23 protein-coding genes and 1 tRNA gene are annotated in these 23,152 nt (G+C 45.6%); 20 read left to right on the top strand and 4 right to left on the bottom strand.

The window, feature by feature from the left end:
• Nucleotides 1-67: 67 nt before the first annotated feature.
• From fba to M3079_RS02010, 3 genes are read right to left on the bottom strand one after another with little or no spacing between them, the layout of a single operon-like run.
• Nucleotides 68-997 carry a class II fructose-1,6-bisphosphate aldolase gene (gene fba, locus M3079_RS02020; protein WP_021716354.1) on the bottom strand — a complete coding sequence of 310 codons (930 nt, stop codon included), beginning with the start codon at nucleotides 995-997 and terminating at the stop codon, nucleotides 68-70.
• A 58-nt stretch (nucleotides 998-1,055) separates the two neighbouring features.
• Nucleotides 1,056-1,703: an RluA family pseudouridine synthase gene (locus M3079_RS02015; RefSeq protein WP_249076906.1), complete on the bottom strand. Its 648-nt coding sequence runs from the start codon at nucleotides 1,701-1,703 to the stop codon at nucleotides 1,056-1,058.
• Nucleotides 1,703-1,894, bottom strand: a complete 192-nt coding sequence (locus M3079_RS02010; protein WP_249076905.1) for a DUF896 domain-containing protein — start codon at nucleotides 1,892-1,894, stop codon at nucleotides 1,703-1,705. Before M3079_RS02010 ends, M3079_RS02015 begins: the two co-directional genes overlap by 1 nt.
• 201 nt (nucleotides 1,895-2,095) lie before the next feature.
• On the opposite strand from M3079_RS02010, the gene cbiD reads away from it, so the two are divergent.
• Genes cbiD through M3079_RS01940 form a run of 14 tightly spaced genes read left to right on the top strand, consistent with a single transcriptional unit; the run spans nucleotide 2,096 to nucleotide 15,885 of the window.
• Nucleotides 2,096-3,403: a cobalt-precorrin-5B (C(1))-methyltransferase CbiD gene (gene cbiD / locus M3079_RS02005; protein WP_249076902.1), complete on the top strand. Its 1,308-nt coding sequence runs from the start codon at nucleotides 2,096-2,098 to the stop codon at nucleotides 3,401-3,403.
• Nucleotides 3,393-4,094, top strand: a complete 702-nt coding sequence (gene cobI, locus M3079_RS02000; protein ID WP_021716358.1) for a precorrin-2 C(20)-methyltransferase — start codon at nucleotides 3,393-3,395, stop codon at nucleotides 4,092-4,094. Before cbiD ends, cobI begins: the two co-directional genes overlap by 11 nt.
• Complete coding sequence (gene cobM / locus M3079_RS01995) at nucleotides 4,091-4,876, top strand: precorrin-4 C(11)-methyltransferase (protein ID WP_249076901.1); 786 nt, start codon at nucleotides 4,091-4,093, stop codon at nucleotides 4,874-4,876. Before cobI ends, cobM begins: the two co-directional genes overlap by 4 nt.
• A complete protein-coding gene (locus tag M3079_RS01990; protein WP_249076900.1) occupies nucleotides 4,876-5,910 on the top strand; it encodes a cobalt-precorrin 5A hydrolase in 1,035 nt (344 codons plus the stop codon). The genes cobM and M3079_RS01990 overlap by 1 nt, the downstream gene beginning before the upstream one ends.
• A 22-nt stretch (nucleotides 5,911-5,932) precedes the next feature.
• Entirely contained in the window at nucleotides 5,933-6,661 is a 729-nt protein-coding gene (gene cobJ / locus M3079_RS01985) for a precorrin-3B C(17)-methyltransferase (RefSeq protein WP_249076899.1), read from the top strand.
• A complete protein-coding gene (gene cobK, locus M3079_RS01980; protein ID WP_249076898.1) occupies nucleotides 6,658-7,425 on the top strand; it encodes a precorrin-6A reductase in 768 nt (255 codons plus the stop codon). Before cobJ ends, cobK begins: the two co-directional genes overlap by 4 nt.
• Before the next feature lie 10 nt (nucleotides 7,426-7,435).
• Nucleotides 7,436-8,647, top strand: a complete 1,212-nt coding sequence (gene cbiE / locus M3079_RS01975) for a precorrin-6y C5,15-methyltransferase (decarboxylating) subunit CbiE (protein WP_249076897.1) — start codon at nucleotides 7,436-7,438, stop codon at nucleotides 8,645-8,647.
• Between the two features lies 1 nt (nucleotide 8,648).
• Nucleotides 8,649-10,010 (top strand): cobyrinate a,c-diamide synthase, encoded by a 1,362-nt coding sequence (locus M3079_RS01970; protein ID WP_249076896.1) that lies wholly within the window; start codon nucleotides 8,649-8,651, stop codon nucleotides 10,008-10,010.
• Between the two features lie 29 nt (nucleotides 10,011-10,039).
• Nucleotides 10,040-11,011: an adenosylcobinamide-phosphate synthase CbiB gene (gene cbiB, locus M3079_RS01965; RefSeq protein WP_249076895.1), complete on the top strand. Its 972-nt coding sequence runs from the start codon at nucleotides 10,040-10,042 to the stop codon at nucleotides 11,009-11,011.
• Complete coding sequence (locus tag M3079_RS01960) at nucleotides 11,012-12,094, top strand: threonine-phosphate decarboxylase (RefSeq protein ID WP_249076894.1); 1,083 nt, start codon at nucleotides 11,012-11,014, stop codon at nucleotides 12,092-12,094. It begins immediately after the preceding gene.
• Nucleotides 12,069-13,199, top strand: a complete 1,131-nt coding sequence (locus M3079_RS01955) for a hypothetical protein (protein ID WP_249076893.1) — start codon at nucleotides 12,069-12,071, stop codon at nucleotides 13,197-13,199. Before M3079_RS01960 ends, M3079_RS01955 begins: the two co-directional genes overlap by 26 nt.
• A gap of 1 nt (nucleotide 13,200) precedes the next feature.
• Complete coding sequence (locus tag M3079_RS01950) at nucleotides 13,201-14,721, top strand: cobyric acid synthase (RefSeq protein ID WP_249076891.1); 1,521 nt, start codon at nucleotides 13,201-13,203, stop codon at nucleotides 14,719-14,721.
• Nucleotides 14,722-15,246 carry a cob(I)yrinic acid a,c-diamide adenosyltransferase gene (locus tag M3079_RS01945; protein ID WP_249076888.1) on the top strand — a complete coding sequence of 175 codons (525 nt, stop codon included), beginning with the start codon at nucleotides 14,722-14,724 and terminating at the stop codon, nucleotides 15,244-15,246. It begins immediately after the preceding gene.
• 12 nt (nucleotides 15,247-15,258) lie between these two features.
• A complete protein-coding gene (locus M3079_RS01940) occupies nucleotides 15,259-15,885 on the top strand; it encodes a precorrin-8X methylmutase (protein WP_021716369.1) in 627 nt (208 codons plus the stop codon).
• A 178-nt stretch (nucleotides 15,886-16,063) separates the two neighbouring features.
• Here M3079_RS01940 and M3079_RS01935 read toward each other — a convergent pair.
• A tRNA-Asn gene (locus tag M3079_RS01935) sits at nucleotides 16,064-16,139 on the bottom strand.
• Between the two features lie 237 nt (nucleotides 16,140-16,376).
• Between M3079_RS01935 and M3079_RS01930 the strand changes: the two genes are divergently transcribed.
• From M3079_RS01930 to M3079_RS01905, 6 genes are all read left to right on the top strand, one after another.
• Nucleotides 16,377-17,741, top strand: a complete 1,365-nt coding sequence (locus M3079_RS01930) for a serine hydrolase domain-containing protein (RefSeq protein WP_249076886.1) — start codon at nucleotides 16,377-16,379, stop codon at nucleotides 17,739-17,741.
• 113 nt (nucleotides 17,742-17,854) lie between these two features.
• The gene (locus M3079_RS01925; RefSeq protein ID WP_249076883.1) at nucleotides 17,855-18,322 is read left to right on the top strand and encodes an NfeD family protein; all 468 of its coding nucleotides are present in this window, start codon (nucleotides 17,855-17,857) and stop codon (nucleotides 18,320-18,322) included.
• Between the two features lie 13 nt (nucleotides 18,323-18,335).
• Entirely contained in the window at nucleotides 18,336-19,352 is a 1,017-nt protein-coding gene (gene floA, locus M3079_RS01920) for a flotillin-like protein FloA (protein ID WP_021716372.1), read from the top strand.
• 13 nt (nucleotides 19,353-19,365) lie between these two features.
• Nucleotides 19,366-19,902, top strand: a complete 537-nt coding sequence (locus M3079_RS01915; protein ID WP_249076881.1) for a hypothetical protein — start codon at nucleotides 19,366-19,368, stop codon at nucleotides 19,900-19,902.
• A 27-nt stretch (nucleotides 19,903-19,929) separates the two neighbouring features.
• Entirely contained in the window at nucleotides 19,930-21,411 is a 1,482-nt protein-coding gene (pap, locus tag M3079_RS01910; protein ID WP_021716374.1) for a polyphosphate:AMP phosphotransferase, read from the top strand.
• Nucleotides 21,412-21,423: 12 nt separating this feature from the next.
• Nucleotides 21,424-23,151 (top strand): TIGR03960 family B12-binding radical SAM protein, encoded by a 1,728-nt coding sequence (locus M3079_RS01905; protein ID WP_249076879.1) that lies wholly within the window; start codon nucleotides 21,424-21,426, stop codon nucleotides 23,149-23,151.
• Nucleotide 23,152: the final 1 nt, after the last annotated feature.

Here is a 23,152-nt window from a genome sequence, read left to right as displayed (position 1 = left end):
CACTTGCATTAGGGTGAACCTTATATACAAGTGCTTTAAGTTTAATTCAGGTTTAAAATTGTGATTATTACAGTCTGCCGCTGCTGTTCAGTACGTCGCGCATTTTGTGAACTACCATTTGTTTAATGGCTTCGCGTGCAGGTTTTAAGTATTGGCGCGGGTCAAAATCAGCAGGATGTTCGTGCATATATTTGCGGATGGAAGCAGTCATGGCAAGGCGCAGGTCGGTATCAATGTTAATTTTGCAAACGCCGAATTTACCAGCTTTTAAGAGCATGTCTTCCGGTACGCCCTGTGCGCCGTCCAGTTTGCCGCCGTATTTGTTGCATTCTTCAACAAACTGCGGAATAACGGTGGATGCGCCGTGCAGTACAAGCGGGAAGCCCGGCAGCATGTTGGTAATTTTTTCAAGGCGGGCAAAATCAAGTTCCGGTTTGCCTTTAAATTTGTAAGCGCCGTGGCTGGTGCCGATAGCGATAGCCAGAGAGTCAACGCCGGTACGTTCTACAAATTCTACTGCCTGGTCAGGGTCGGTGTAAGTAGCGTCTTTGGTGTTTACTTTAACTGCGTCTTCAACACCGGCAAGGCGGCCGAGTTCGGCTTCAACAACAACGCCTTTGTTGTGGGCGTAGTCAACAACACGTTTGGTAAGCTCAATGTTTTCTTCGAACGGATGCTTGCTGCCGTCAATCATAACGGAGGTAAAGCCGCCGTCAACGCAGGCTTTGCAGATTTCAAAATCTTCGCCGTGGTCAAGGTGCAGGCAGATGGGCAGGCCGGTGTCTTCAACGGCTGCTTCTACCAGTTTCATTAAATAAATGTGGCTGGCGTATTTGCGTGCGCCTGCGGAAACCTGCAAAATTAAAGGGGAATTTTCTTCCTTGGCGGCAGAAACAATTCCCTGTATAATTTCCATATTATTGACATTGAACGCGCCAACAGCGTAATGTCCTTCATAGGCTTTTTTAAACATTTCTGTAGATGTTACTAATGGCATTTGCTACAACTCCTTTTCAAGAATTTTATAAGTTAATTATAGCATACTATATTGATAATTAGTATATAATTTTACGCAAATCTTCCGGAAGCCCGCAGGAAATTTCCAAAACCCTGCCGGTAACGGGGTGGGTAAATTTTAAATAACTGGCGTGCAGCGCGTGGCGGCTCTGCGGACCGGGCGTTCCGTAGAGGTTGTCGTTATAAAGCGGGCAGCCTATATGCGCAAGGTGAACGCGTATCTGGTGGGTGCGCCCCGTGTGCAGCGTAAGCTCCGCAAGTGCCATGTTTTTATTTGTAAAAAGCACGCGGTAATCGGTGCGGGCATATTTGCCGCTTTCGCTGATGCAGCGCTCAATTATGCTGCCTTCCTTGCGGGCAATGGGCGCTTCAATAATGCCTTCTGCGGCAGGCGGAAGGTTTGCCGTAATGCCGAGGTATTTTTTTACCATTTGCTGCTGCGAAAGCAAAAACTGTATGCGCGGCTGCTTGGCAAAAACAACTAGCCCGGAGGTATTGCGGTCGAGCCTTGAAACGGGGTGCAGGCCGCTTTCTATATGGCTGGCTTCATAATAGCGCTTAACAAAATTATATAAAGTGCCGCCGTCCTCTTTTACCGTTGGGTGTACCAGCATTCCGGCAGGCTTATTGATGACAAGCAAAAATTCGTCTTCATAATAAACGGTTCCGGGGCCTAAAGTAAACATCAGTGCTGCACCGGCGGTTCTTTATCAACAAAGGTAATGCTGTCCAATTTTTGTTTTACCTGCGCACGGATGTTGCCAAGGTAAAGCTCGTAAAGTTCTTTCTGCTCAATAAGTTCGCTTTCGGTTAAGCCCTCGGTGCGTTTTTTGCGCGCCAGAAAGTTAATGCGTGCAATCATTTCCTGCATATTCATAAATATCGTCCTCCTGTATCTGTATTATTATAGCAGGGGCGCGCAAAGCGGGCAATATTTAACTTGCGTAGGATTATTTTTTATTGGATTTTTAAAAATTCTATGTTATAATGGTACGGTAAGTGAATAAATCGGCCTGTGTACTGCGGTGCAAGCCCGCAGCGGTCCCGCCGCCGGTTTTAGCCGGAAGCATGGCTGATAATGGCTGTATCTACGGGCGATGGAGAGAGCAAAAAAGAACACTGCGCAAGCGGTGTTGTTGGTATTTGTGACTTCTGCCGTAGGGCAGGAGCCTTTTTTATTATTAAAGGCAGCTGTTTCCGGCAGGATATGCCGGAGTTGGAAAGGATTTTTATGGAAGAATACACATTTTCGCAGGGCAAACAAATGCGCTGCGGTTACACAACCGGAAGCTGCGCCGCCGCTGCTGCCAAAGCTGCGGCTATGATGCTGCTTTCGGGGCGCCGCATTGATTTTGCCGATATAGATACACCAAAAGGCGTGCGGCTGCACCTTGAAACGCACGAGGTTGAAATGACGCCGGATTACGCCTGCTGCGCCATACAAAAAGACAGCGGCGACGACCCTGATGACACCAATGGCATTTTAATTTATGCTAAAGTAGAAAAAACTGACGCGCCGGAAGATATTATCGAAGGCGGCGAAGGCGTCGGCAGGGTAACAAAGCCGGGCCTTGCGTGCAGCGTGGGCGGCCCTGCCATTAACCCTGTGCCGCGCAAAATGATTTTAAAAAGCCTGCGCGATGCAGCAGAACAGTTTAATTACAGCGGCAGCTTGAAGGTTACAATATCTGCCCCGGCAGGTGTACAGATAGCGCCGAAAACTTTTAACCCGCGCCTTGGCATTGAAGGCGGCATCAGCATTTTGGGCACCAGCGGCATAGTTGAGCCGATGAGCGACACAGCGCTGATTGAAACCATGTACACCGAAATAAATGTGCAGGCCGAAAAGGGCAATAAAGATTTATTGGTATTTTTTGGCAACTACGGCGAAGATTTTACACGTGATAATTTGCAGGTGGATATTGACAACGCCGTTACATGCAGTAATTTTGTAGGCGAGCTTTTGGACTACGCCGTGTATAAAGGCTTTGAAAGCCTGCTTTTAATAGGGCACAGCGGCAAGCTGGTAAAACTGGCGCAGGGCGTAATGAATACGCACAGCAAGTATGCGGACTGCCGCACCGAACTGTTTGCCTTGCAGGCGCTGTTTAACGGCGCTGGCCTTGAAACAGGGCGTAAAATTTACGAAGCGCTGACTACTGACGAAGTTATTAAAATTTTAAAGGCAGAAAACCTGTTTGACAAAGTTATGCCTGCCGTTACGGAAAAGATAGATTATTATATGCAGCACCGCGTGCATGGCAAATTAAAAACCGGCGCGCTGATGTTCTCCAACGTATATGGCATCTTGGGCAAAACAGCCCATGCAGATGAACTTATAAAACTGCATCAGATGAAAAGGAAGGATGAAGATAATGCGAGGTAAATTGTACAGCGTAGGCATTGGCCCCGGCGACCCGGAACTGATGACGCTGAAGGCAGTACGCCTTTTGAAGGAATGCGATGTTGTGGCACTTCCCAAAGGCGACGGCGATATTATGACTGCAAAAAATATCGTTAATCAGATTGTAAATATCGACGAAAAGGAACAGGTTGTTATTTACATGCCGATGACGAAGGATAAAGACGCTTTGGCCAAGGCACACCAGGAAGGCGCCGATACCATTACCAAACTTTTGGATGAAGGCAAAAACGTGGTGTTCATCACGCTTGGCTGCCCGACTGTTTACGCTACCTGCATTTATGTGCATAAACTGGTGCTTAAAGCAGGCTATGATGCAGAGCTCGTTGCCGGTGTAACCAGCTTCTGCGCCGTTGCCGCAAAGCTTAACGTATCGCTGTGCGAAAAGGCAGAGCCTTTAATCATCCTGCCAGGCAGTTATAAAGAATCGAGTAAATTTTTAGACGCGCCCGGCAACAAGGTGCTGATGAAATCGGCCAGCCAGATTGCCAGTGTGCGTGATGAACTTAAAGAGCGCGGCCTTTTGAGCCATGCCGCAATGGTAGAACGCTGCGGACTGCCAGGCGAAAAAGTTTACCGTGATTTGAATGAGATTGACGAAAAAAGCAGTTATTTTTCGATAATTTTAGTTAAGGAAAAGGAGTTTGACAAATGATTTATTTTATTGGCGCAGGCCCGGGTGCCGTGGATTTAATTACGGTGAAAGGCAAAGAACTTTTGGAAAAGGCTGACCTTATTATTTATGCCGGTTCCTTAGTTAACCCAGAACTTTTAAAATATGCGAAACCTGACTGCGTAATTATGGACAGCGCAAAAATGACTTTGGAAGAAGTTATTGCAGCCATGGTACCGGCAGCACAGAGCGGCAAGCTTGTTGTACGCCTGCACACTGGCGACCCCAGTATTTACGGCGCTCACCGCGAGCAGATTGACCTTCTGCGCAGCTATGGGCTCGATTATGAAATTGTGCCCGGCGTAAGTTCCTTCTGCGCTGCTGCAGCCGCTTTAAAAGCAGAATACACTCTGCCGAATGTAAGCCAGTCGGTTATTATTACCCGTATGGAAGGGCGCACTCCTGTTCCTTCAAAACAAAAAATTGCCGATTATGCTGCGCACAATGCAACAATGGTAATCTTTTTAAGCTCCAGCATGCTGGAAAAACTCCAGAAAGAACTCATTGCAGGCGGTTATAAGGAAGATACCCCGGCAGCCATTGTTTATAAGGCTTCCTGGCCGGATGAAAAAGTTTGCCGCTGCACGGTAGGCACTATTGCCGAAACCGCGGCCAAATACAATATTACCAAAACCGCGCTCATTACTGTCGGCTATTTCCTTGGCAGCGAATACGACAGAAGCGAACTGTATAATCCGACCTTTGCACACGGCTACCGCGAAGCAGACCCCAGCAAACTGGATATTAAACCTGAGGTTAAATAATGCTGGCAGTTATTTTTTCCTTCAGCAAACGCGGCGGGCTGCTTAACGCCGCTATAGGCAGGTTTTTGGCAGGCATTGGCTGCGAGGCAAAATGCTGCACTATGTCGAAGTTTGCCGGTGTATGCGAAGGTTTAACTGCTGTTGATGATTACAAGGCTGTTTGCGCGGAGTATTTTAATAAGGCTGACGCGCTGATATTTATTGGTGCCAGCGGCATTGCGGTGCGCGCCATTGCGCCGTATGTTAAAAGCAAAACCACCGACCCGGCAGTGCTTGTTATTGATGAATGTGCAAACTTTGTAATATCTCTTCTTTCGGGCCATATCGGCGGTGCCAACGAGCTTGCAAGGCAGATTGCCGCCGCAATTAAAGCCGTGCCCGTTGTTACCACCGCAACCGATGTTAATAACCTGTTTGCGGTTGACGAATGGGCGGCAAGGCGCGGCATGGTTATTGAAAGCATGCAGGCTGCCAAAGATTTTGCAGCGGCGCTTGTTGCGGGCAAAACGGCAGGGTTATGCAGCGATTACGCAATTAAAGGTGCTCTGCCTTCCGGCGTGGAACTTGCCGGCAGCGGAGAAACCGGCATGGCTGTAACAACCTGCAAAAACAAGAAGCCGTTTGGCACAACAGTTGTTTTAATGCCTAAAATTTTACATTTGGGCATTGGCTGCCGCAGAAATACGCCTTTAGAAAAAATAGAAAATTTTGTGCTTGCTGAAATGGAAAAGCATGGGTTTGACATGCGCTGCGTAAAAAGCATAGCTTCGGTAGATTTAAAAAAAGATGAAGCCGGGCTGCTTGCTTTTGCGGCAAAGCATAATGTGCCGGTAAAATTTTATACCGCCGCAGAACTGCAGCAGGCAAAGGGTGATTTTACGCCGAGCGCTTTTGTAAAAAGCATTGCAGGCGTTGATAACGTTTGTGAGCGTTCAGCAGTGCTTGCAAGCGGCGGCTGCCTTAAATTGCGGAAAACAGCTCATGACGGTGTTACCTTAGCGGTTGCCGAAGAACCGCTGATAATAGATTTTTAAAATAAATTTAGGATGGTGTAAAATGCAGAAAGTTTATGTAGTAGGTTTAGGCCCTGGCGGTGTGGAGCAAATGACAGCACGCGCTAAAAACACGCTTGAAAAGTGTGATGTTATTGCGGGTTACCATGTTTATATAGATTTGATTAAAAATGATTTTCCCGGCAAGGAATTTTTATCAACCGGCATGCGTAAGGAAGTTGACCGCTGCCGCCTTGCTGTTGAAGAAGCTCTGAAAGGCAAAACCGTAGCCATGATTTCCAGCGGCGATGCAGGCGTTTACGGCATGGCAGGCATTATGTACCAGGTAGCGGCAGACCATCCGGAACTGGATATTGAAGTAGTTCCCGGCATTACCGCAGCCTGCTCCGGTGCGGCAGTGCTCGGCGCTCCGCTCATCAGTGATTTCTGCCTTATTTCTTTAAGCGACTTGCTGACTCCGTGGGAAAAAATTGAAAAACGCCTCGACTGCGCATCTCAGGCTGATTTTTGCATTTGCCTGTACAATCCTTCCAGCTTTAAGCGCCACGATTATTTGCAGAAAGCCTGCGACATTATGCTGAAAAACCAGCGCCCGGATGTACCGGCAGGCATTGTGCGCAACATCGGCCGCGACGGCGAAACTTATGAAATTACTACTTTGCAGGAACTGCGCGATAAACAGGTAGATATGTTCTCCACTGTAATTATCGGCAACTCGCAAACCGAAGTTATTAACGGCAAACTGGTTACCCCCAGAGGCTATAAGCTGTGAACAGACGCATTTGGATTATCGGCGGTACAAGCGAAGGACGCGGCCTTGTAAAAGAACTTGCCGCGCTTGATATTGAAATTTATGTTTCGGTGGCGACCTTGTACGGAGCCGGCCTTATTGAAGAACACAATAATGTTAAAGTTCTGCCGGAGCGTATGGATTTAACGGCTATGTGCAGCTTTTTGGCAGAACACAAGCCGGACTGTGTAATTGACGCTACACATCCGTATGCTACGGTGGTTACGCAAACCGTAAAAGAAGCCTGCGCTTTAAACAATACGGAGTATCTGCGGCTTGTACGCCCGGCGGAAGCAGGCTACGGCAGTGCCATAGTTGTGCACGACGCCGCAGAAGCAGCCGAATTGTTAAGCCATACCGAAGGCAAAATATTTTTAACAACCGGCAGTAAAAATCTGCCTGATTTTACGGCTGTGCCGGATTACAGTGAGCGTATAGCGCTGAGGATTCTGCCGATGCAGGATTCCCTGGCCAAAGCTGTGGAACTTGGCTATAAGCCTGCTAACGTGGTCTGCATGCAGGGCCCGTTTGAAGAAGATTTGAACATAGCCATGATTAAGCATTTTAATGCAAAATACCTTGTAACAAAGGATTCCGGCAAAGTCGGCGGCTTTGAAGAAAAAATATCCGCAGCACATAAAGCAGGGGCGGAACTTGTTATAATTGCCAGAAGCGAAAACGAACACGGCAGCGGTTATGCAGATATAGCGGCGCTGATGAAAAAGCGTTACCAGACCGCAGAATGAAGGTGAAGAAATGTTAAGGGTTAATATTGTAGGCATTGGGCCGGGCAACCCCAAACTGTTAACCGGCGCAGCCCTTGAAGCAATAAACCAAAGTACGATTTTGATTGGCGACAAGCGTATGCTTGCAAATTTTGCGTCTGAAAAGCGTTTTTATGACACCATCAAGACGGCAGAAATATGCAATATTTGCGCAAATGCCAATCCTGAAAAAGATATTGTCAGCATACTTGTAAGCGGCGATGTAGGCTTTTTCAGCCTTGCCAAAACTATCAGCGGCAAGCTGCCGGATTGTGAATGTGTGCGTTTTTGCGGTATCAGCAGCCTTGTTTATTTTGCGCAGCAGCTGCAAATGTCCTGGGATGACGCAAAAATTATCAGCATGCACGGCCGCAGGCAGAATTTTATTGAAGCCGTTGCCCATAATGAAAAAGTATTTGCCCTTACCGGCGGAGAAAATTCGCCGCAGGCTCTGTGCGCCAAACTGTGCCGTTTCGGGCTTGGCGGCGTACAGGTTTATGTCGGTGAAAACCTTTCTTATGATAACGAAAATATCAGTTCCATGAAGGCGGAAGAAGCTGCGCAGAAACAGTTTTCTTCGCTTTCTGTAATGATGATTATTAATAAAGACGCCAAAACTCTGGCACATAATGTTCACGGTTTGAATGACGATTTGTTCATGCGCAGCAAAGTGCCGATGACGAAGCAGGAAATCCGTGCGGTTTCCATTTCCAAATTGATGCCGCAGGAAACCGATGTTATTTATGATATTGGCGCCGGTACAGGTTCCTGTTCCATTGAACTTGCTTTGCAGGCCGGACGCGGCATGGTTTATGCGTTTGAACGCAATCCGGAAGCGGTGCAGCTTATTGAAAAAAATAAAGAGCTGTTCGGCGTGGAGAACCTTACCGTAATTTCAGGCGAGGCTTCGGAAAAAATGGAAGAAATGCCGGTGCCGGACTGCGTGTTTATCGGCGGCAGCGGCGGTAATTTGTGCAAAATGTTAGACACCATTTATGCCAAAAACGAAAACTGCCGTGTGGTAATTAATGCCATTACCGTTGAAACTTTGATAGAAGTGGTGGAGTATTACAAGCAGCATGAAGCCTACGCGCTTGATATTGTAAATGTGTTTGCGGCGCGTGCCAAAAAACTTGGCGCTTATAATTTGATGATGTCCCAGAACCCTGTTTATATAATGACGGCATTGAAAAAGGGTGAGTAAAATGGCTGAACTGAAGCTGCCGCGTTTTATGCTGGCTGCACCTGCCAGCGGCAGCGGCAAAACAACTTTAACTTGTGCCGTGCTGAAAGCGTTAATGAACAAAGGGCTGAAAACGGCGGCGTTTAAATCCGGCCCGGATTATATCGATCCGATGTTTCATTCCCGTGTTATCGGCACAAAATCACGCAATATGGATTTATTCATGCTTCCGGAAGAAACTGCCAAATATCTGCTTGCCAAAAACGGCAAAGATTGCGATATTGCGGTTTTGGAAGGGGCTATGGGCTTTTTTGACGGCATGGGCACTACGTTTAAAGGCAGTGCCTACGATTTGGCGCGTCTTACCAAAACGCCTGTAATTTTGGTTGTAAACGCCAAAGGGGCTGCTCTTTCCATTGCCGCTATGATTGAAGGCTTTAAAAACTTCCGTAAAGATGTAAATGTTGCCGGTGCGGTTTTAAATAATGTAACGGCAATGAGTTATCTTTTTTATAAAGAAGCCATTGAAAAAGAAACCGGCATACCTTTGCTCGGCTATATGCCGCATATGGAAAACTGCAATTTTGAAAGCCGCCATTTAGGGCTTGTAACAGCGGGCGAAATTACCGGTTTGCAGGAAATTATCAATACGCTTGCTGCCCAGGCAGAAAAAAGCATTGATTTTGACAGGCTGCTTGAAATTGCGGCAGCGGCTCCGGCATTAACCTATACTGATTTGCAGCAGGAAAAAATTGCCGGTGTAAAAATTGCCGTTGCTTACGACAAGGCTTTTTGCTTTTATTATCAGGACGCGCTGGAACTTTTGGAAAGCCTCGGTGCTGAGCTTGTATATTTCAGCCCGCTGGAAGATAAACAGCTGCCGGAATGTGACGGCTTGTATCTTGGCGGCGGCTATCCGGAACTGTATGCCAAAGTGCTGCAGGACAATTTTTCCATGCGCGCAAGCATAAAAAATGCGGTAGATTCCGGGCTGCCGTGCATTGCTGAATGCGGCGGCTTTATGTACCTGATGAAGGCTTTCCGCGATAAGAGCGGGCAGGTTTATGACTGGGCTGGCGTTGTAGACGGCGAAACTTATATGACGCAGAAACTGAACCGTTTTGGCTATGTTGTTTTAACGGCCAAGCGCGATAATATGCTGTGCAAAAAAGGCGGGCAAATTAACGGGCACGAGTTCCATTATTCCGACAGCACCAATAACGGCGATACTTTTGCCGTTGCCAAGGCTTCCGGAACAAAAGCATGGGAAGCGGTTTACACAACGCCGAACCTTTACGCAGGCTATCCGCACATTCATTTGTGGGGCAATACAGAGTTTGCTGTAAATTTTGTAAAAGCCTGCCGCGCATACAGGGATAAATAATGATTGGTTGATGATGAAGGGTTTGTAGTATGGTTCTTTTAACAGCAATAATTTTGGGATTTATTTTAGATTTTATTTTTGGCGACCCGCGCTGGCTGCCGCATCCTATTTGCTTTATAGGCAAACTGATAAGCATAACCGAAAAGGCCGTGCGCCGCTTTTGCGGAGAAAAGCCGGAAGGTTTGCTGATGGGTGGCTTTGTGATGGTGGTTATTGTTTTAACGGTAGCTTTTGCCGTGCCGTATTTTATTTTAACGCTGGCAGAAATGTACAGCCCGGTACTGGCGTTTGCCGTTGAAACATTTATGTTTTATCAGATTTTTGCAATGCGTTCCCTTAAAGAAGCAAGTTTGCAGGTGTACGATGCACTGAAAAGCGGCGATTTGCAGGAAGCGCGCAAAAAACTTTCGTGGATTGTAGGGCGCGATACGGCAGAACTTACCGATGAAGAAGTTGCAAAGGCTGCCGTGGAAACAGTTGCGGAAAATACCTCTGACGGCGTTATTGCACCGCTGTTTTTCATGTTTATCGGCGGGGCGCCGCTGGCATTCTTGTATAAAGCAATTAACACCATGGATTCCATGGTTGGCTATAAAAACGATAAATATTTGTATTTCGGGCGCTGTGCAGCAAAGCTGGATGACGTTGCCAACTTTATACCGGCGCGTATTTCCGGTTTGTTAATGGTAGCGGCAGCGTATTTTCTGAATATGGATGCTTCCGGTTCGTGGCGTATTTTTAAGCGCGACAGGCGCCATCATTTAAGCCCCAATTCGGCCATGACGGAATCGGCGGCAGCCGGTGCGCTTGGCATTAAACTTGGCGGCGGGCATTTTTACTTTGGCAAATGGGTGCCTAAAGATACCATTGGCGACGAAGTGAAAAAAACGGATGTCGAAGACATTGTAAAAATGAATGGCTTAATGTACATGACCTGTATTTTAAGCATTTTAACTTTTTCTTTGGTGTATTTAATTAAGATTTTTATAATTGGAGAGTAAATGATGTATACCTATGTGCATGGCGGCGATGTATATACCGCCAGCGGCAAAAAGAACCTTGCTGATTATTCTGCAAATATTAATCCGCTTGGTTTGCCGCAGTCTGTAAAAAAAGCAATTGTAAAATCCATTGCAGGTTGTGCGGATTATCCGGACCCGTTCTGCCGCCGCTTAACGGAAAAACTGGCCGGATTTTTAGCCGTGCCCGGGGAATACATTTTTTTCAGCAACGGTGCAGCAGATGTACTGTTTAAACTGGCGCTGGCCTTAAGGCCGAAAAAAGCACTGCTTCTGGCGCCTACCTTTGCCGATTATGAAAAGGCTCTGCGCAGTGTTGGCTGCGGGATAGATTATTACTTGCTGCGGGAAGAAAATAATTTTGAACCTCAAAGCGATATTTTGAGGCAGTTAACGCCGGATATTGATTTTGTGGTTATCTGCAACCCCAATAATCCTACCGGCAAACTTATTAATAAAGAACTTTTAACAGAGATAATTGCCAAATGCAAAAAACTTAACATAAAAATTTTAATTGACGAATGTTTTATGGATTTTGTGGCTGACGAAAATGCTTACAGCATGATTGAAAAGCTGCCAAGCAATAATAATCTTATTATATTAAAGGCCTTTACCAAAACCTATGCCATGCCGGGTTTGCGCCTTGGCTACTGCCTTACGGCAGATACGGATTTGCTTTTGCGCCTGCATGAATGCGGTCAGGACTGGAATGTTTCCGTACCGGCGCAGGAAGCAGGCTGTGCTGCCTTGGATGAAACTGCATATGTCAAAAAGGCAAAAAAACTTATAGCAAAAGAACGCCGTTATCTTACCGCTGCGCTGAACAGGCTCGGCGCTAAAACCTATGGTTCTGAGGCTAATTATATATTTTTCAAACTGGAACAGCCGCAGGATTTAAAAGAACAGCTTTTAAAGAAGGGCTTTTTAATCCGCAGCTGCGCCAATTACCATAACTTAAATGGAAATTATTACCGCATTGCCGTTAAAAGGCATGCCGTTAATATAAGATTTATCAAAGCATTAAAGGAAGTACAAAATAATGCGCTTATTAATGGTGATAATTGACGGGTTGGGAGATGACCCGATAGATGCTTTTGGGGGCAGGACGCCGTTTGAATATGCCCGGCATCATAATATTGACAAACTGTTGAAAAAAGGTTCATATTCGGAAATAAGCATTTGCGGCAGCGATTTTCCGGCGGAAAGCCTGGGCTGTATTTTAAGGCTGCTGGGCGTTGAGCAGAAGGATTTTCCGCTTAACCGTGCCTATCTGGAACTTTTGGCAAACGGGCGTGACATCAGTGAATACGAAATGGTGCTGCGCTGCAATCTGGCATCCGTTGACGAAGCCGGAAGGCTTGTTTCCTTTAACGCAATGGGGCTTACAGCAAAAGAAATGGCAGAAGCTGCCGCCGTATGCAATAAGCTGTGGCAGGGAATTGAGTTTTTGCATCTTTCCGAGTACCGCAATTTATTGATTCTGGATAACGACAGGCAGATTCTGCATGACTGCCGTATTGCGCCTCCGCACGAGAGCATGGGGCTTAATATCGACATGCTTTTGAGTGATTTGAAAGCAAGGTCATTGCTTTTAAAAACATTTATAGATGAAACCACTGAAAAACTTAAACCTTTTGCCAGAAACGGCATCAGTTACAGAATTTATCCTTGGGGGCCTTCTGAAAGAAAGCTGCTGCCTGCATTTCATGATTTACATGGCATTAAAGGCGCAGCCGTATGCAAGGCCGAAATTGTACGCGGCATTGCCCGCGCGCTGAAAATGCCGGTGCCTGATTTGCCAACGGCAACGGCGGATATTGATACTGATGTTTGCGCCAAGGCAGGGCAAACCATAAAATTTTTAAAGGATTACGATTTTGTGGTTACGCATTTTAACGGCAGCGACGAAGCGGCGCACAGGTATGATTACACCGGCAAAGCGGATTTTATAACACGCATTGATGAAGACTTTATCGGCCCTGTTTTAAAAAGCGTTAAAGAGCCGCTTAAAATACTTATTTGCGGCGACCATGTAACAAGCTGCGTAACAGGCAAACACAGCGCCGGTAATGTGCCGGTAATTGCCGCCGCAGTTAACTGTGATAATAATGCGCCTATTATTGGCGGTTACCATGATATACATAAATTTTTAATGGGAGCGAGTGATTAACGTGGCCAAAACAATAATGGTTCAGGGAACAATGTCAAATGCAGGCAAAAGCCTTGTGACTGCGGGCTTGTGCCGTGTTTTCAATCAGGACGGCTATAAGGTGGCGCCTTTTAAATCGCAGAATATGGCCCTTAATTCTTTTATAACGCGCACCGGCGCGGAAATGGGCAGGGCGCAGGTTGTGCAGGCGGAAGCTGCCGGTATTGAACCTGACGTTGCCATGAACCCGATTTTGTTAAAACCTACCAGTGACTGCGGTTCGCAGGTTATTGTAAACGGTGAGCCTATCGGCACAATGACAGCGGCTGAATATTTTAAAATGAAACATACGCTGAAGCCGGAAATTATGAAAGCTTTTAACGGCCTCGCAGATAAAAATGATATTATCGTTATCGAAGGCGCCGGCAGCCCGGCGGAAATTAACATTAAAACCGACGATATTGTAAACATGGGCATGGCCAAAATGGCTAAAGCTCCTGTACTTTTGGTTGCGGATATCGACCGCGGCGGCGTATTTGCCTCCATTTACGGAACGTTAATGCTGCTTGAGCCGGATGAACGCGCAATGGTAAAAGGCGTTATCATTAATAAATTCCGCGGCGATGTGGAAATTCTGCGCCCGGGTTTGAAAATGATTGAAGAAAAAACAGGCGTGCCAGTTGTAGGCGTAGTGCCGATGCTGCATGTCGATATAGAAGACGAGGACAGCCTTTCCGAACGCTTAACCGAACATACTGAAGTTAAAGCGGTTGATATTGCCGTTGTGCGTATTCCGCGCATGTCCAACTATACCGATTTTAACGTGTTTGAACTTATTCCCGGCGTTTCCCTGCGTTATGTAGATAAAGTGCAGGATTTGAAAAATCCCGATATGATTATCATTCCCGGCACCAAAAATACTATTGGCGACCTGAAATGGCTGCGCCAGAGCGGTTTTGAAGCGGAAATTCTGAAGCACGCGCATAAAGGGACTGTTATTTTCGGCGTTTGCGGCGGTTACCAGATGCTCGGCAAAAACCTGAGCGACCCGTATGGTGTTGAAGAAGGCGGCGATACTGCCGGTATCGGTCTTTTGAATGTTGAAACCATTTTTGCCGAAAAGAAACGCACTATCCGTGTGGAAGGCCGTTTCGGCAGCGTGCAGGGCGTTTTTGCAAACCTCAGCGGCAAAGATTTTTACGGCTACGAAATTCATTCCGGCGTAACCGAATTTGATAAAGATAATGCGCTGACCCAGATGCAGCCTATTTACGAAGAAGGCGGCGTTATGCCGGAAGGTTCCCAGCATATTGAAGGGCAGCTTAATGTTTACGGCACTTATGTACACGGCATTTTCGACAGTGAAGGCGCGGCAGCTGCCGTTGTTGAAGCACTGCTTGCCAAAAAAGGCATGAGCAGCGATGATATTAAAGTTATCAATTTTGATGAATATAAAAAACAGCAGTATGATATTCTTGCCGACAATATCAGAAAGAATATCGACATGAAGAAAGTTTACGAAATTTTAGAGGCTGGTATTTAAATGTTTGGGTTAATACATATTTACTGCGGCGACGGCAAGGGAAAAACCACCGCTGCCGTTGGCCTGGCAGTACGCTGTGCAGGGCGCGGCAATAAGGTTTTGCTGGTGCAGTTTTTAAAAAGCCGCGACAGCGGGGAGCTTTATTCGCTTGCCAAACTGCCGGATATTGAAGTAATGCGCGGCAAAGAAAGCAAAAAATTTACTTTTCAAATGAATGAAGAAGAAAAACATGCTTTGCTTATCGAGCATAATAAAATGTTTGAGCAGGTTTTGGCAAAAATAAAAAACGGCGGCTATTCGCTTTTAATTTTGGACGAAGTAATAGGCGCACTGAACGCAAAAGTTTTTGAAATGCCGAAACTCATTGAATTTTTGCGGCATAAGCCGGAAAATCTGGAAATTGTTTTAACAGGGCGCAATCCCGCTCCGGAACTTGTAGAAATTGCCGATTATGTATCGGAAATGCGTAAGGTAAAACATCCGATGGATAAGGGAATTATGGCGCGTGAAGGTATTGAAAAATAATAGGAGGTTTATATGAAATTACAAAATGTACTGCCTGCGGATATAGAAAAACGCAGCATGGAAATTATCGGTGAAGAACTGGGTGAATTAAAAATTGACCCTGAAAAAATAAGCATTGTTAAACGTGTTATTCATACATCTGCTGATTTTGACTATGCACGCAATATGCGTTTTTCTGAAGGCGTAGTTGAAAAAGCACTGGAGGCTTTAAAAAACGGTGCAACCATTATTACCGATACCAATATGGCCTGCACCGGAATTAATAAAGCAGGGCTTGCCAAGCTCGGTGCCAAAGCCGTTTGCTTTATGGCAGATGCCGATGTTGCAGCAAGAGCCAAAGAAGCAGGCTCCACACGTGCGGCAGCCTGCATGGAAAAAGCCTGCACCGTTGAAGGCCCTGTAATTATTGCCGTTGGCAATGCACCTACCGCGCTGGTACGCCTTGATGAGCTTGTAAAAGAAGGCAAAATAAAACCGGCACTGGTAATCGGCGTGCCGGTAGGTTTTGTTAATGTAGTGGAATCAAAAGAAATTATTATGCAGACGGGCATTCCTTATATCGTTGCAGTTGGGCGCAAGGGCGGCAGCAACGTTGCGGCTGCAATCTGCAACGCGCTTATTTATAAACTGACAAGATAAGCCGGAAATAAAAAGCTGAATATTTTTAAACTTTACATACGGAATCAGTATTTTAAGGTGTGTTTATATACTCTGAAAACTGGTTCCGTATTTTATTTTGTGCTTTTTATAAAAAGAGCAGAAAAGCATACATAAAAATAAAAAATCCCGAACGAAAAACGTCCGGGACATGATTTTCTGGCTCCCCGAGTAGGACTCGAACCTACGACGCCCTGATTAACAGTCAGGTGTTCTACCGGCTGAACTATCGGGGAATTTTGTTGACGAAAGATATTATAATATTTTCTCAAACCTCTGTCAATAGTTTAATTGCGCAGGAATTAAGCTGTATTAAGATTTTTCTCTGGCTTTGGCTGCTGCTGCGTTTGTTTGCTGTTTTCTTTAAAATTCACAAAAAATACCATATTTGCACCAAAAAACATGTATTATAAGCAGGCGGTTTAATGTTATAATTGTTTTTAACTTTTTTGTTTTAAGACAGGGGAATAAGAATGAAAAATTTTAAAAACATAATATTTTTAACTGCTTTTATTATTTGCGGCATTATTTGTATACCCTGCCAGTTAAAGGTATCTGCCGCGGCGGCAGAAAATGAAAACTTTACCAAACTGAACACTGATTTGCAATTATTAATTGACGATAACAAAAACGGCGTGCCCGGTGTTGGTGCGGCGGTTATTAAAAACGGCCGCCTGGTTTATGAAAAGACTTTGGGCAGCAGATACATTGATAACGAAAATCCTCAAAATAACCTGCCGCTTACGCGTGATACCAAACTGCGCATTGCTTCTCTTTCCAAAGTTTTTGTTGCGGCGGCATATATGCAGCTTGCCGAACAGGGTAAAATTGATTTGGACGCAGATATAAGCCGTTACCTTGGCTTTACGCTGCGCAACCCAAACTATCCTGATACGCCGATAACTTCTAAAATGCTGTTAAGCCATACTTCTTCGCTGCGCGACGGTGAAGTTTATACAATACCTTCAAAATACAGCTTACAGGAATTATTCCGCCCGGACGGGGTATTTTATGAAGGCGGGGCGCATTATGCGCCTTATGGTGAAGCACCGGGCGAATTTTTCTGCTATACAAATTTAAATTACGGAATTTTAGGAACTATTATAGAAAAAGTTACCCAGACGCGGTTTGATAAATATATGAAGCAGGCAATTTTTGAACCAATAGGAATTGATGCCAGCTTTAATATAACCGATTTTAACGAAGCTGCGCTGAGCGATTTTGGGCTGATTTATCAGAAGCAGGAATACGGCGTCTGGAATACTGACGGCCCGTGGATTGCGCAGGTTGACGATTATTCCACGTTAAAAATATACGGCAATAATCTGTACAACATATATAATTACGATGAATACATAACAGGAACCAATGCCACAATATTTTTTCCGCACGGCGGCTTGAGGATAAGCCTTATCGGGCTGGAAAAGTGGATGCAAATGCTTATTGATAACGGCAAATATAACGGAAAACGCATTTTAACGGAAAAAAGCATTGATGAAATGTTTAAGCCTTACTGGACTTTAAACGAAGCTAAAACCAACGGCGATACTTACGGCGGGTTAATGAACTGCTTCGGCCTCGGTATTCAGAATGTAAAAAACATTGATAAAGACCGTTTTCTGCCGGACAGGGATATAGAAATGTCCGGGCATTTTGCTGAAGCCTACGGTTTACTGGCAGGCATGTTTATAGACCGGGAACATAAAAACGGGTTTATTTATATTATGAACGGCATGCCAGGGCCGGAAAGTGCAAACGCCGGTGCTTACAGCGGTATGTATTTGTGGGAGGAAAAGGTGTGTAGCGCCATATTAAATAATGCTTTTCCTGAATTGTAATTTCAGAAAGAATAAATTTTAATTTATAATTTTTGTACTTTTAAACGCTTAATTTTGCTGTATGCTTTTGTTGTATGTTATAATAATAATATATACTTTGCGGAGGTGATTGGATGTCGCTTGATACGGTTCTGCTTGTGGCCGGGGTAGTTTTGATAGGGCTGGAGATTGTTGTGCCCGGAGGCATACTTGGCGCAATCGGCTTATTATCGCTGACAGCAGGGTTCTTTTTCTTCCTTGGCGGCGGCTGGAATGCGTTTTGCATTGTTGGCGGCACTGTTGCGGTGCTTGCGGCAATTTGCGCGCTGCTGTTCTGGTTTATACCGTCATCGTCAAGCTGGAATCCTTTTGTGCTGCGCGAGAAGCAGAAAAACAGCGAAGGTTATACCGGCGCGGCAGATTATTCCTGTTATTTAGGCAAAAAAGGTAAAGTAATTGCGCCGCTGCGCCCTGCGGGAACCGCTTTAATTGACGGTGAACGCGTAGACGTGGTCAGCTTCGGCGATTACATAGACAAAGATTCGGAAATTGAAGTTGTAAAGATTGAAGGCAGCAAGCTGCTTGTTAAAAAATATGAGTAGGGGAGTGTTGTAAATGGCAGATTTTTTGTTAAGTTTTTTATTCAGCGGCGGTTTAATATCCGTAATTATAATTATCGCCGTTATAGCTTTATTCTTTAATTTTGTGCCGCTGGGATTATGGATTTCGGCCATTGCCGCCGGAGTTAACGTAGGAATTTTTAATTTGATAGGCATGCGCCTGCGCCGCGTACCGGCTTCGCAGATTGTGCTGCCGTTAATTAAAGCCAATAAAGCAGGCATGAATGTTAACGTAAACCAGCTTGAAGCGCACTATTTGGCAGGCGGCAACGTAGACCGCGTTATTGACGCATTAATTGCAGCGCACCGTGCGCAGATTCCTCTTACCTTTGAACGTTCCTGTGCTATCGACCTTGCAGGGCGCAATGTGCTTGAAGCGGTTCAGATGAGCGTTAACCCGGAAGTAATTGAAACCCCGGTTGTTTCTGCCGTAGCCAAAAACGGCATTGAACTGAAAGTTAAAGCCCGTGTTACCGTGCGCGCCAATATCGACAGGCTGGTAGGCGGTGCCGGTGAAGCAACAATTATTGCCCGTGTAGGCGAAGGCATTGTAACTAATGTAGGTTCTGCCGCAAGCCATACTGATGTTTTGGAAAACCCGGATTACATTTCGCGTACTGTTCTTGCCAAAGGCCTTGATGCCGGTACTGCTTTTGAAATTCTTTCGATTGATATTGCCGACGTTGACGTAGGACGCAACATTGGCGCAGCATTGCAGACCGACCAGGCGGAAGCCGATAAACGCATTGCCCAGGCCCGTGCCGAAGAACGCCGTGCTATGGCTGTGGCCAAAGAACAGGAAATGAAAGCCTATACGCAGGAAATGCAGGCCAAGGTTGTTGAAGCGGAAGCCAAAGTACCTGCCGCCCTTGCGGAAGCGCTGGAAAAAGGCCGTCTTGGCGTTATGGATTATTACCGTATGAACAACATTATTGCAGATACCGATATGCGAAAAATGATTGCCGGCAATGAACAGGATGTTGAAGTAGATAAAAATCCCGTTCAAAAATAAATGAGGGATTACTATGGACTTTGAAAACTTTATGGGCTTTTTGCCGCTGCTGATTTTTGTAATTACCGTTGTAATTGATAAATCGAACCGCAAAAAACGCCGTAACAGAACGGGGCATTTTCCGCCGCTGCCGGATATGGACAGCAGCCGGGAAAACCGAGAAACTTATGACGTTACAGGCACGCAGCAAAGCCAGAACGAAAGTACGGATAAAACTGTATATAAAGAAGAAGCTCCCGCATCCGGCAGGGAAAGTAAAAAGCCCTGGTATGTAGAGTTTCCGGAAGACCGGGAAGCAAAACAGCGCGGAAAAGTTTTTGAACAGCCGAAGGTGCAGTCAACTTATAAAGTTTACAATGAACCGGCATTTATAACGCCGCCGTCATTAAAAAAACGGCCTGCTGCACCCGTGTTTGCCATGCCGCGCACGCAGAAAAAAGCTGCGCTCTTTAACGGCAAAATAAACCGCCGGAGGCTGCGTGAAGGTATTATAATGGCAGAAATACTCAACAAGCCGCGCGCATTAAGGCCTTATAAAGAGCCGTATTAAAATATCAAAGTGAACAGAGGCGTAAATATGCTTGAGAAACTCGATTTAAAACAAAAGCTGGATAAAAAAGAGTATGATAAAAAAATGGATTATTACGGCGATTTGCTCGGTAAACTGCAAAGGGAATGCCGCGCGGCAAAAGTGCCTGTAATAGTGCTGGTTGAAGGCTGGCGCGGAGCCATGCGCACAGATATTATCAATGAAATGATGCAGAAAATGGACTCCCGTGGTTTCAGGGTATTTTCCGCGTCCAAAATGACTGACGAACAGCGCAGGCAGCCGTTTTTTACATCCTTTTGGAAGCAGCTTCCGAGCTACGGCAATATTGCAGTATACCACCGCAGCTGGTACTTTTTAAAAAATGAACATAATGTTTCGGATAAAAGCCAGGTAGGGCATTTGCTCAATACCTCCTATTCACACATCCGTGCGTTTGAAAAGCAGCTTACCGATGACGGCTATGTGCTTTTGAAATACTTTGTGCATGTTTCCAAAAAGCAGCAAAAGGAAAACATGGAAAAGCTGAATAAAGTATATGGCAAAAACTGGAAAAAACTGGATGTTCAGGAGCATAATGACGAAGACTACGATAACTTTATTAATGCTTATGAGCAGATGTTTGCCGAAACTGATACCGAAAACGCACCCTGGCATTTAATTGCCGGTGATGACGAACGCTTTGCAACCATTCAAATTATAGAAAGCATGGTAAAATCACTGCAAAGCGCACTGGCAGCGGCAGAAATAAAATCCCAAAGCCGCAGCATTGTGCTGCCGCCGCGCCATGTAGCTTTATATAATGTTCTTGATAAGGTAGACCTTTCCAAATCGCTTACCAAGGAAGAATATAAAGTTCAGCTTGATAAATGCAGGGAAAAATTAAAATCTTTGCAGCTTGATTTATACGAATCACAGCGCTCGCTGATTGTAGCGTTTGAAGGTTGGGATGCAGGCGGCAAAGGCGGCGCCATCAAGCGTCTTGCAAGAGCACTTGACCCGCTTGGTTATGCTGTAAATCCGGTTGCGGCGCCGAACCAGGTTGAAAAACAATTCCACTATATGTGGCGTTTTTGGATTAAAATGCCGCGCGCCGGTGAAATTGCCATTTTTGACAGAACCTGGTATGGGCGTGTAATGGTTGAACGCATTGAGCATTTTGCAACGGATGCTGAATGGCAGCGCGCTTATGGCGAAATTAACGAAACCGAAGCGCAATGGGCTGAACACGGTATTATTTTGTGTAAATTCTGGCTGCATATTGACCAGGACGAACAGTATAAACGCTTTAAAGAGCGCGAAAACGACCCGGACAAAGAGTGGAAAATTACCGAAGAAGACTGGCGCAACCGCGAAAAATGGCCTGCTTATGAAGCGGCTGTTAACGAAATGCTGATACGCACCAGCACAGATTACGCACCGTGGACGGTAGTTGAAGCTAACTCCAAATATTATGCAAGAATTAAAGTTTTAAAAACAGTAATTAATGCTATTGAAAAAGCTATAAAATAAGAGGTTTTGCTTTTGACTTGGGAATTAAAAAATAAAATTCAGGAAATACTGGCAAAAGAAACAGGCGCGCAGTGCTTTGCACCGGGGGCAAGGCGCGCCTTTGCTTTTTTGTACCCTAACAGTTATAAGGTAGGCATGTCAAATTTAGGCATGCACATTTTGTATCAGATTATCAATGGCCGCGGCGATACGGCCTGTGAACGCTTTTTTCTGCCGGACGGCAAAACGCTGGCCGAGTACAAAAGAACCAAAACGCCGTTAATGAGTATGGAAACTCAGCGGCAGCTAGCCGATTTTGAAATTATCGGCGTAATGATGTCCTTTGAAATGGACTATGCAAATTTGCTTGCCATGCTGCAAATGAGCAATATAAAATTGCGTGCGGCAGAACGTAACGAAAAAGAACCGCTGATTGTTATCGGCGGGCCGTGTGCAACCTTTAACCCTGAACCATTGGCAGAGGTTGCCGATGTTTTTGTTATAGGCGAAGGCGAAGAAGTAATTAACGATTTGCTTGATGTTGTTTATAAAGGCAGGGAACAGGGCCTTGGCAAAGAAGAACTGCTGCTTAATCTGGCGCAGGTTGAAGGCTTGTATGTGCCGCGTTTTTATACATCGCAATATGATGCTGACGGCAATTTTACCGGCTTGGAGCATGACAGCCGTGTGCCTGCAATGGTTAAACGGCGCTGGGTGCGCGACTTGGACAAATATCCCAATACTTCAGCAATTTTAACTTCCGAAACGGAATTTCAGAATATGTTTATTGCCGAAGTTGCCAGAGGCTGCGGGCGTCATTGCCGTTTCTGCATGGCAGGGTACTGTTTCCGCAAGCCGCGTGCAAGAAATTACGACTTGCTTTTAGATAAAATTTTAAACAGGCCTGCCGTATCGGAAAAAGTTGGTTTAATGGGTGCTGCGGTTTCCGATTATCCTCAGATACACGAATTAACTTCGGCGCTTATTCAAAATAAGATGCCGTTTACGGTGGCCTCGCTGCGTGCAGATACTTTGGACAGCCTGCTTGCAGATGCCCTTGCGCAGAGCGGTCAGCAGACAATGACCGTTGCGCCGGAAGCAGGCAGCGAAAAAATGCGCAATATTATTAATAAGGGCATTACCGAAGAAGACATTTACAAAGCAGTTACGCTTGCCGCAGCCAGCGGCATGAAAAACGTAAAGCTTTATTACATGATTGGGCTGCCGCAGGAAGAAGATGCCGATATTGACGAAATGACGGAAATGGTGCGCCGCATCCGTAAAAAAATGGATGAAGCAGGCAATAAAGGCGATTTAATTATTTCCGTAAACGCATTTGTACCCAAGCCGTTTACGCCGTTCCAATGGTCGCCGCTTTGCAATACCAAAATTTTGAAAAAGCGTTTTAAAATGCTAGAAACAGCTTTTAAAAAAGAAAAGCATATAAAACTTTTAACGGAATCTTTAAAAGAAACTGTTTTGCAGGCTGCACTGGCGCGCGGAAACAGAAAAACAGGGCAGTTTTTATTGCAGGCCTTTACGGAAGGCATACCCTTGAAACAGGCGCTTAAAAACAGCGGGCTTGATATCGAAAAGCTTGCCGGTGCGGAATATGAACCCGGCTGCCCACTGCCGTGGAAGCATTTGGATATGGGCTTTAAAGAAGCATATTTAATTAAAGAATGGGAAAATGCCAAAGCGCAGCGCTTTACGCCGATGTGTTTTGACGGCTGCAAACGCTGCGGAGTTTGTGAGGGGTAAA

Origin of the sequence: Phascolarctobacterium sp. ET69 (genome assembly GCF_023336935.1) — a bacterium.
Classification (GTDB): Bacteria; Bacillota; Negativicutes; order Acidaminococcales; family Acidaminococcaceae; genus Fusicatenibacter_A; species Fusicatenibacter_A intestinipullorum.
The sequence above is the reverse complement of the archived record's forward strand: the minus strand, read 5'-3'. Positions and strand labels throughout refer to the sequence as shown.

What these genes read in the sequence shown, in the direction of transcription:
- M3079_RS01925 (WP_249076883.1), top strand. Translation starts at nt 17,855, where the DNA reads ATGTCGCTTGATACGGTTCTGCTTGTGGCCGGGGTAGTTTTGATAGGG.
- cobM (WP_249076901.1), top strand. Translation starts at nt 4,091, where the DNA reads ATGATTTATTTTATTGGCGCAGGCCCGGGTGCCGTGGATTTAATTACG.
- M3079_RS01915 (WP_249076881.1), top strand. Translation starts at nt 19,366, where the DNA reads ATGGACTTTGAAAACTTTATGGGCTTTTTGCCGCTGCTGATTTTTGTA.
- cobJ (WP_249076899.1), top strand. Translation starts at nt 5,933, where the DNA reads ATGCAGAAAGTTTATGTAGTAGGTTTAGGCCCTGGCGGTGTGGAGCAA.
- cbiE (WP_249076897.1), top strand. Translation starts at nt 7,436, where the DNA reads ATGTTAAGGGTTAATATTGTAGGCATTGGGCCGGGCAACCCCAAACTG.
- M3079_RS02010 (WP_249076905.1), bottom strand. Translation starts at nt 1,894, where the DNA reads ATGAATATGCAGGAAATGATTGCACGCATTAACTTTCTGGCGCGCAAA.
- M3079_RS02015 (WP_249076906.1), bottom strand. Translation starts at nt 1,703, where the DNA reads ATGTTTACTTTAGGCCCCGGAACCGTTTATTATGAAGACGAATTTTTG.
- M3079_RS01970 (WP_249076896.1), top strand. Translation starts at nt 8,649, where the DNA reads ATGGCTGAACTGAAGCTGCCGCGTTTTATGCTGGCTGCACCTGCCAGC.
- M3079_RS01945 (WP_249076888.1), top strand. Translation starts at nt 14,722, where the DNA reads ATGTTTGGGTTAATACATATTTACTGCGGCGACGGCAAGGGAAAAACC.
- cbiB (WP_249076895.1), top strand. Translation starts at nt 10,040, where the DNA reads ATGGTTCTTTTAACAGCAATAATTTTGGGATTTATTTTAGATTTTATT.
- cbiD (WP_249076902.1), top strand. Translation starts at nt 2,096, where the DNA reads ATGGCTGTATCTACGGGCGATGGAGAGAGCAAAAAAGAACACTGCGCA.
- cobI (WP_021716358.1), top strand. Translation starts at nt 3,393, where the DNA reads ATGCGAGGTAAATTGTACAGCGTAGGCATTGGCCCCGGCGACCCGGAA.
- M3079_RS01930 (WP_249076886.1), top strand. Translation starts at nt 16,377, where the DNA reads ATGAAAAATTTTAAAAACATAATATTTTTAACTGCTTTTATTATTTGC.
- fba (WP_021716354.1), bottom strand. Translation starts at nt 997, where the DNA reads ATGCCATTAGTAACATCTACAGAAATGTTTAAAAAAGCCTATGAAGGA.
- M3079_RS01940 (WP_021716369.1), top strand. Translation starts at nt 15,259, where the DNA reads ATGAAATTACAAAATGTACTGCCTGCGGATATAGAAAAACGCAGCATG.
- M3079_RS01955 (WP_249076893.1), top strand. Translation starts at nt 12,069, where the DNA reads ATGCGCTTATTAATGGTGATAATTGACGGGTTGGGAGATGACCCGATA.
- M3079_RS01960 (WP_249076894.1), top strand. Translation starts at nt 11,012, where the DNA reads ATGATGTATACCTATGTGCATGGCGGCGATGTATATACCGCCAGCGGC.
- M3079_RS01990 (WP_249076900.1), top strand. Translation starts at nt 4,876, where the DNA reads ATGCTGGCAGTTATTTTTTCCTTCAGCAAACGCGGCGGGCTGCTTAAC.
- pap (WP_021716374.1), top strand. Translation starts at nt 19,930, where the DNA reads ATGCTTGAGAAACTCGATTTAAAACAAAAGCTGGATAAAAAAGAGTAT.
- floA (WP_021716372.1), top strand. Translation starts at nt 18,336, where the DNA reads ATGGCAGATTTTTTGTTAAGTTTTTTATTCAGCGGCGGTTTAATATCC.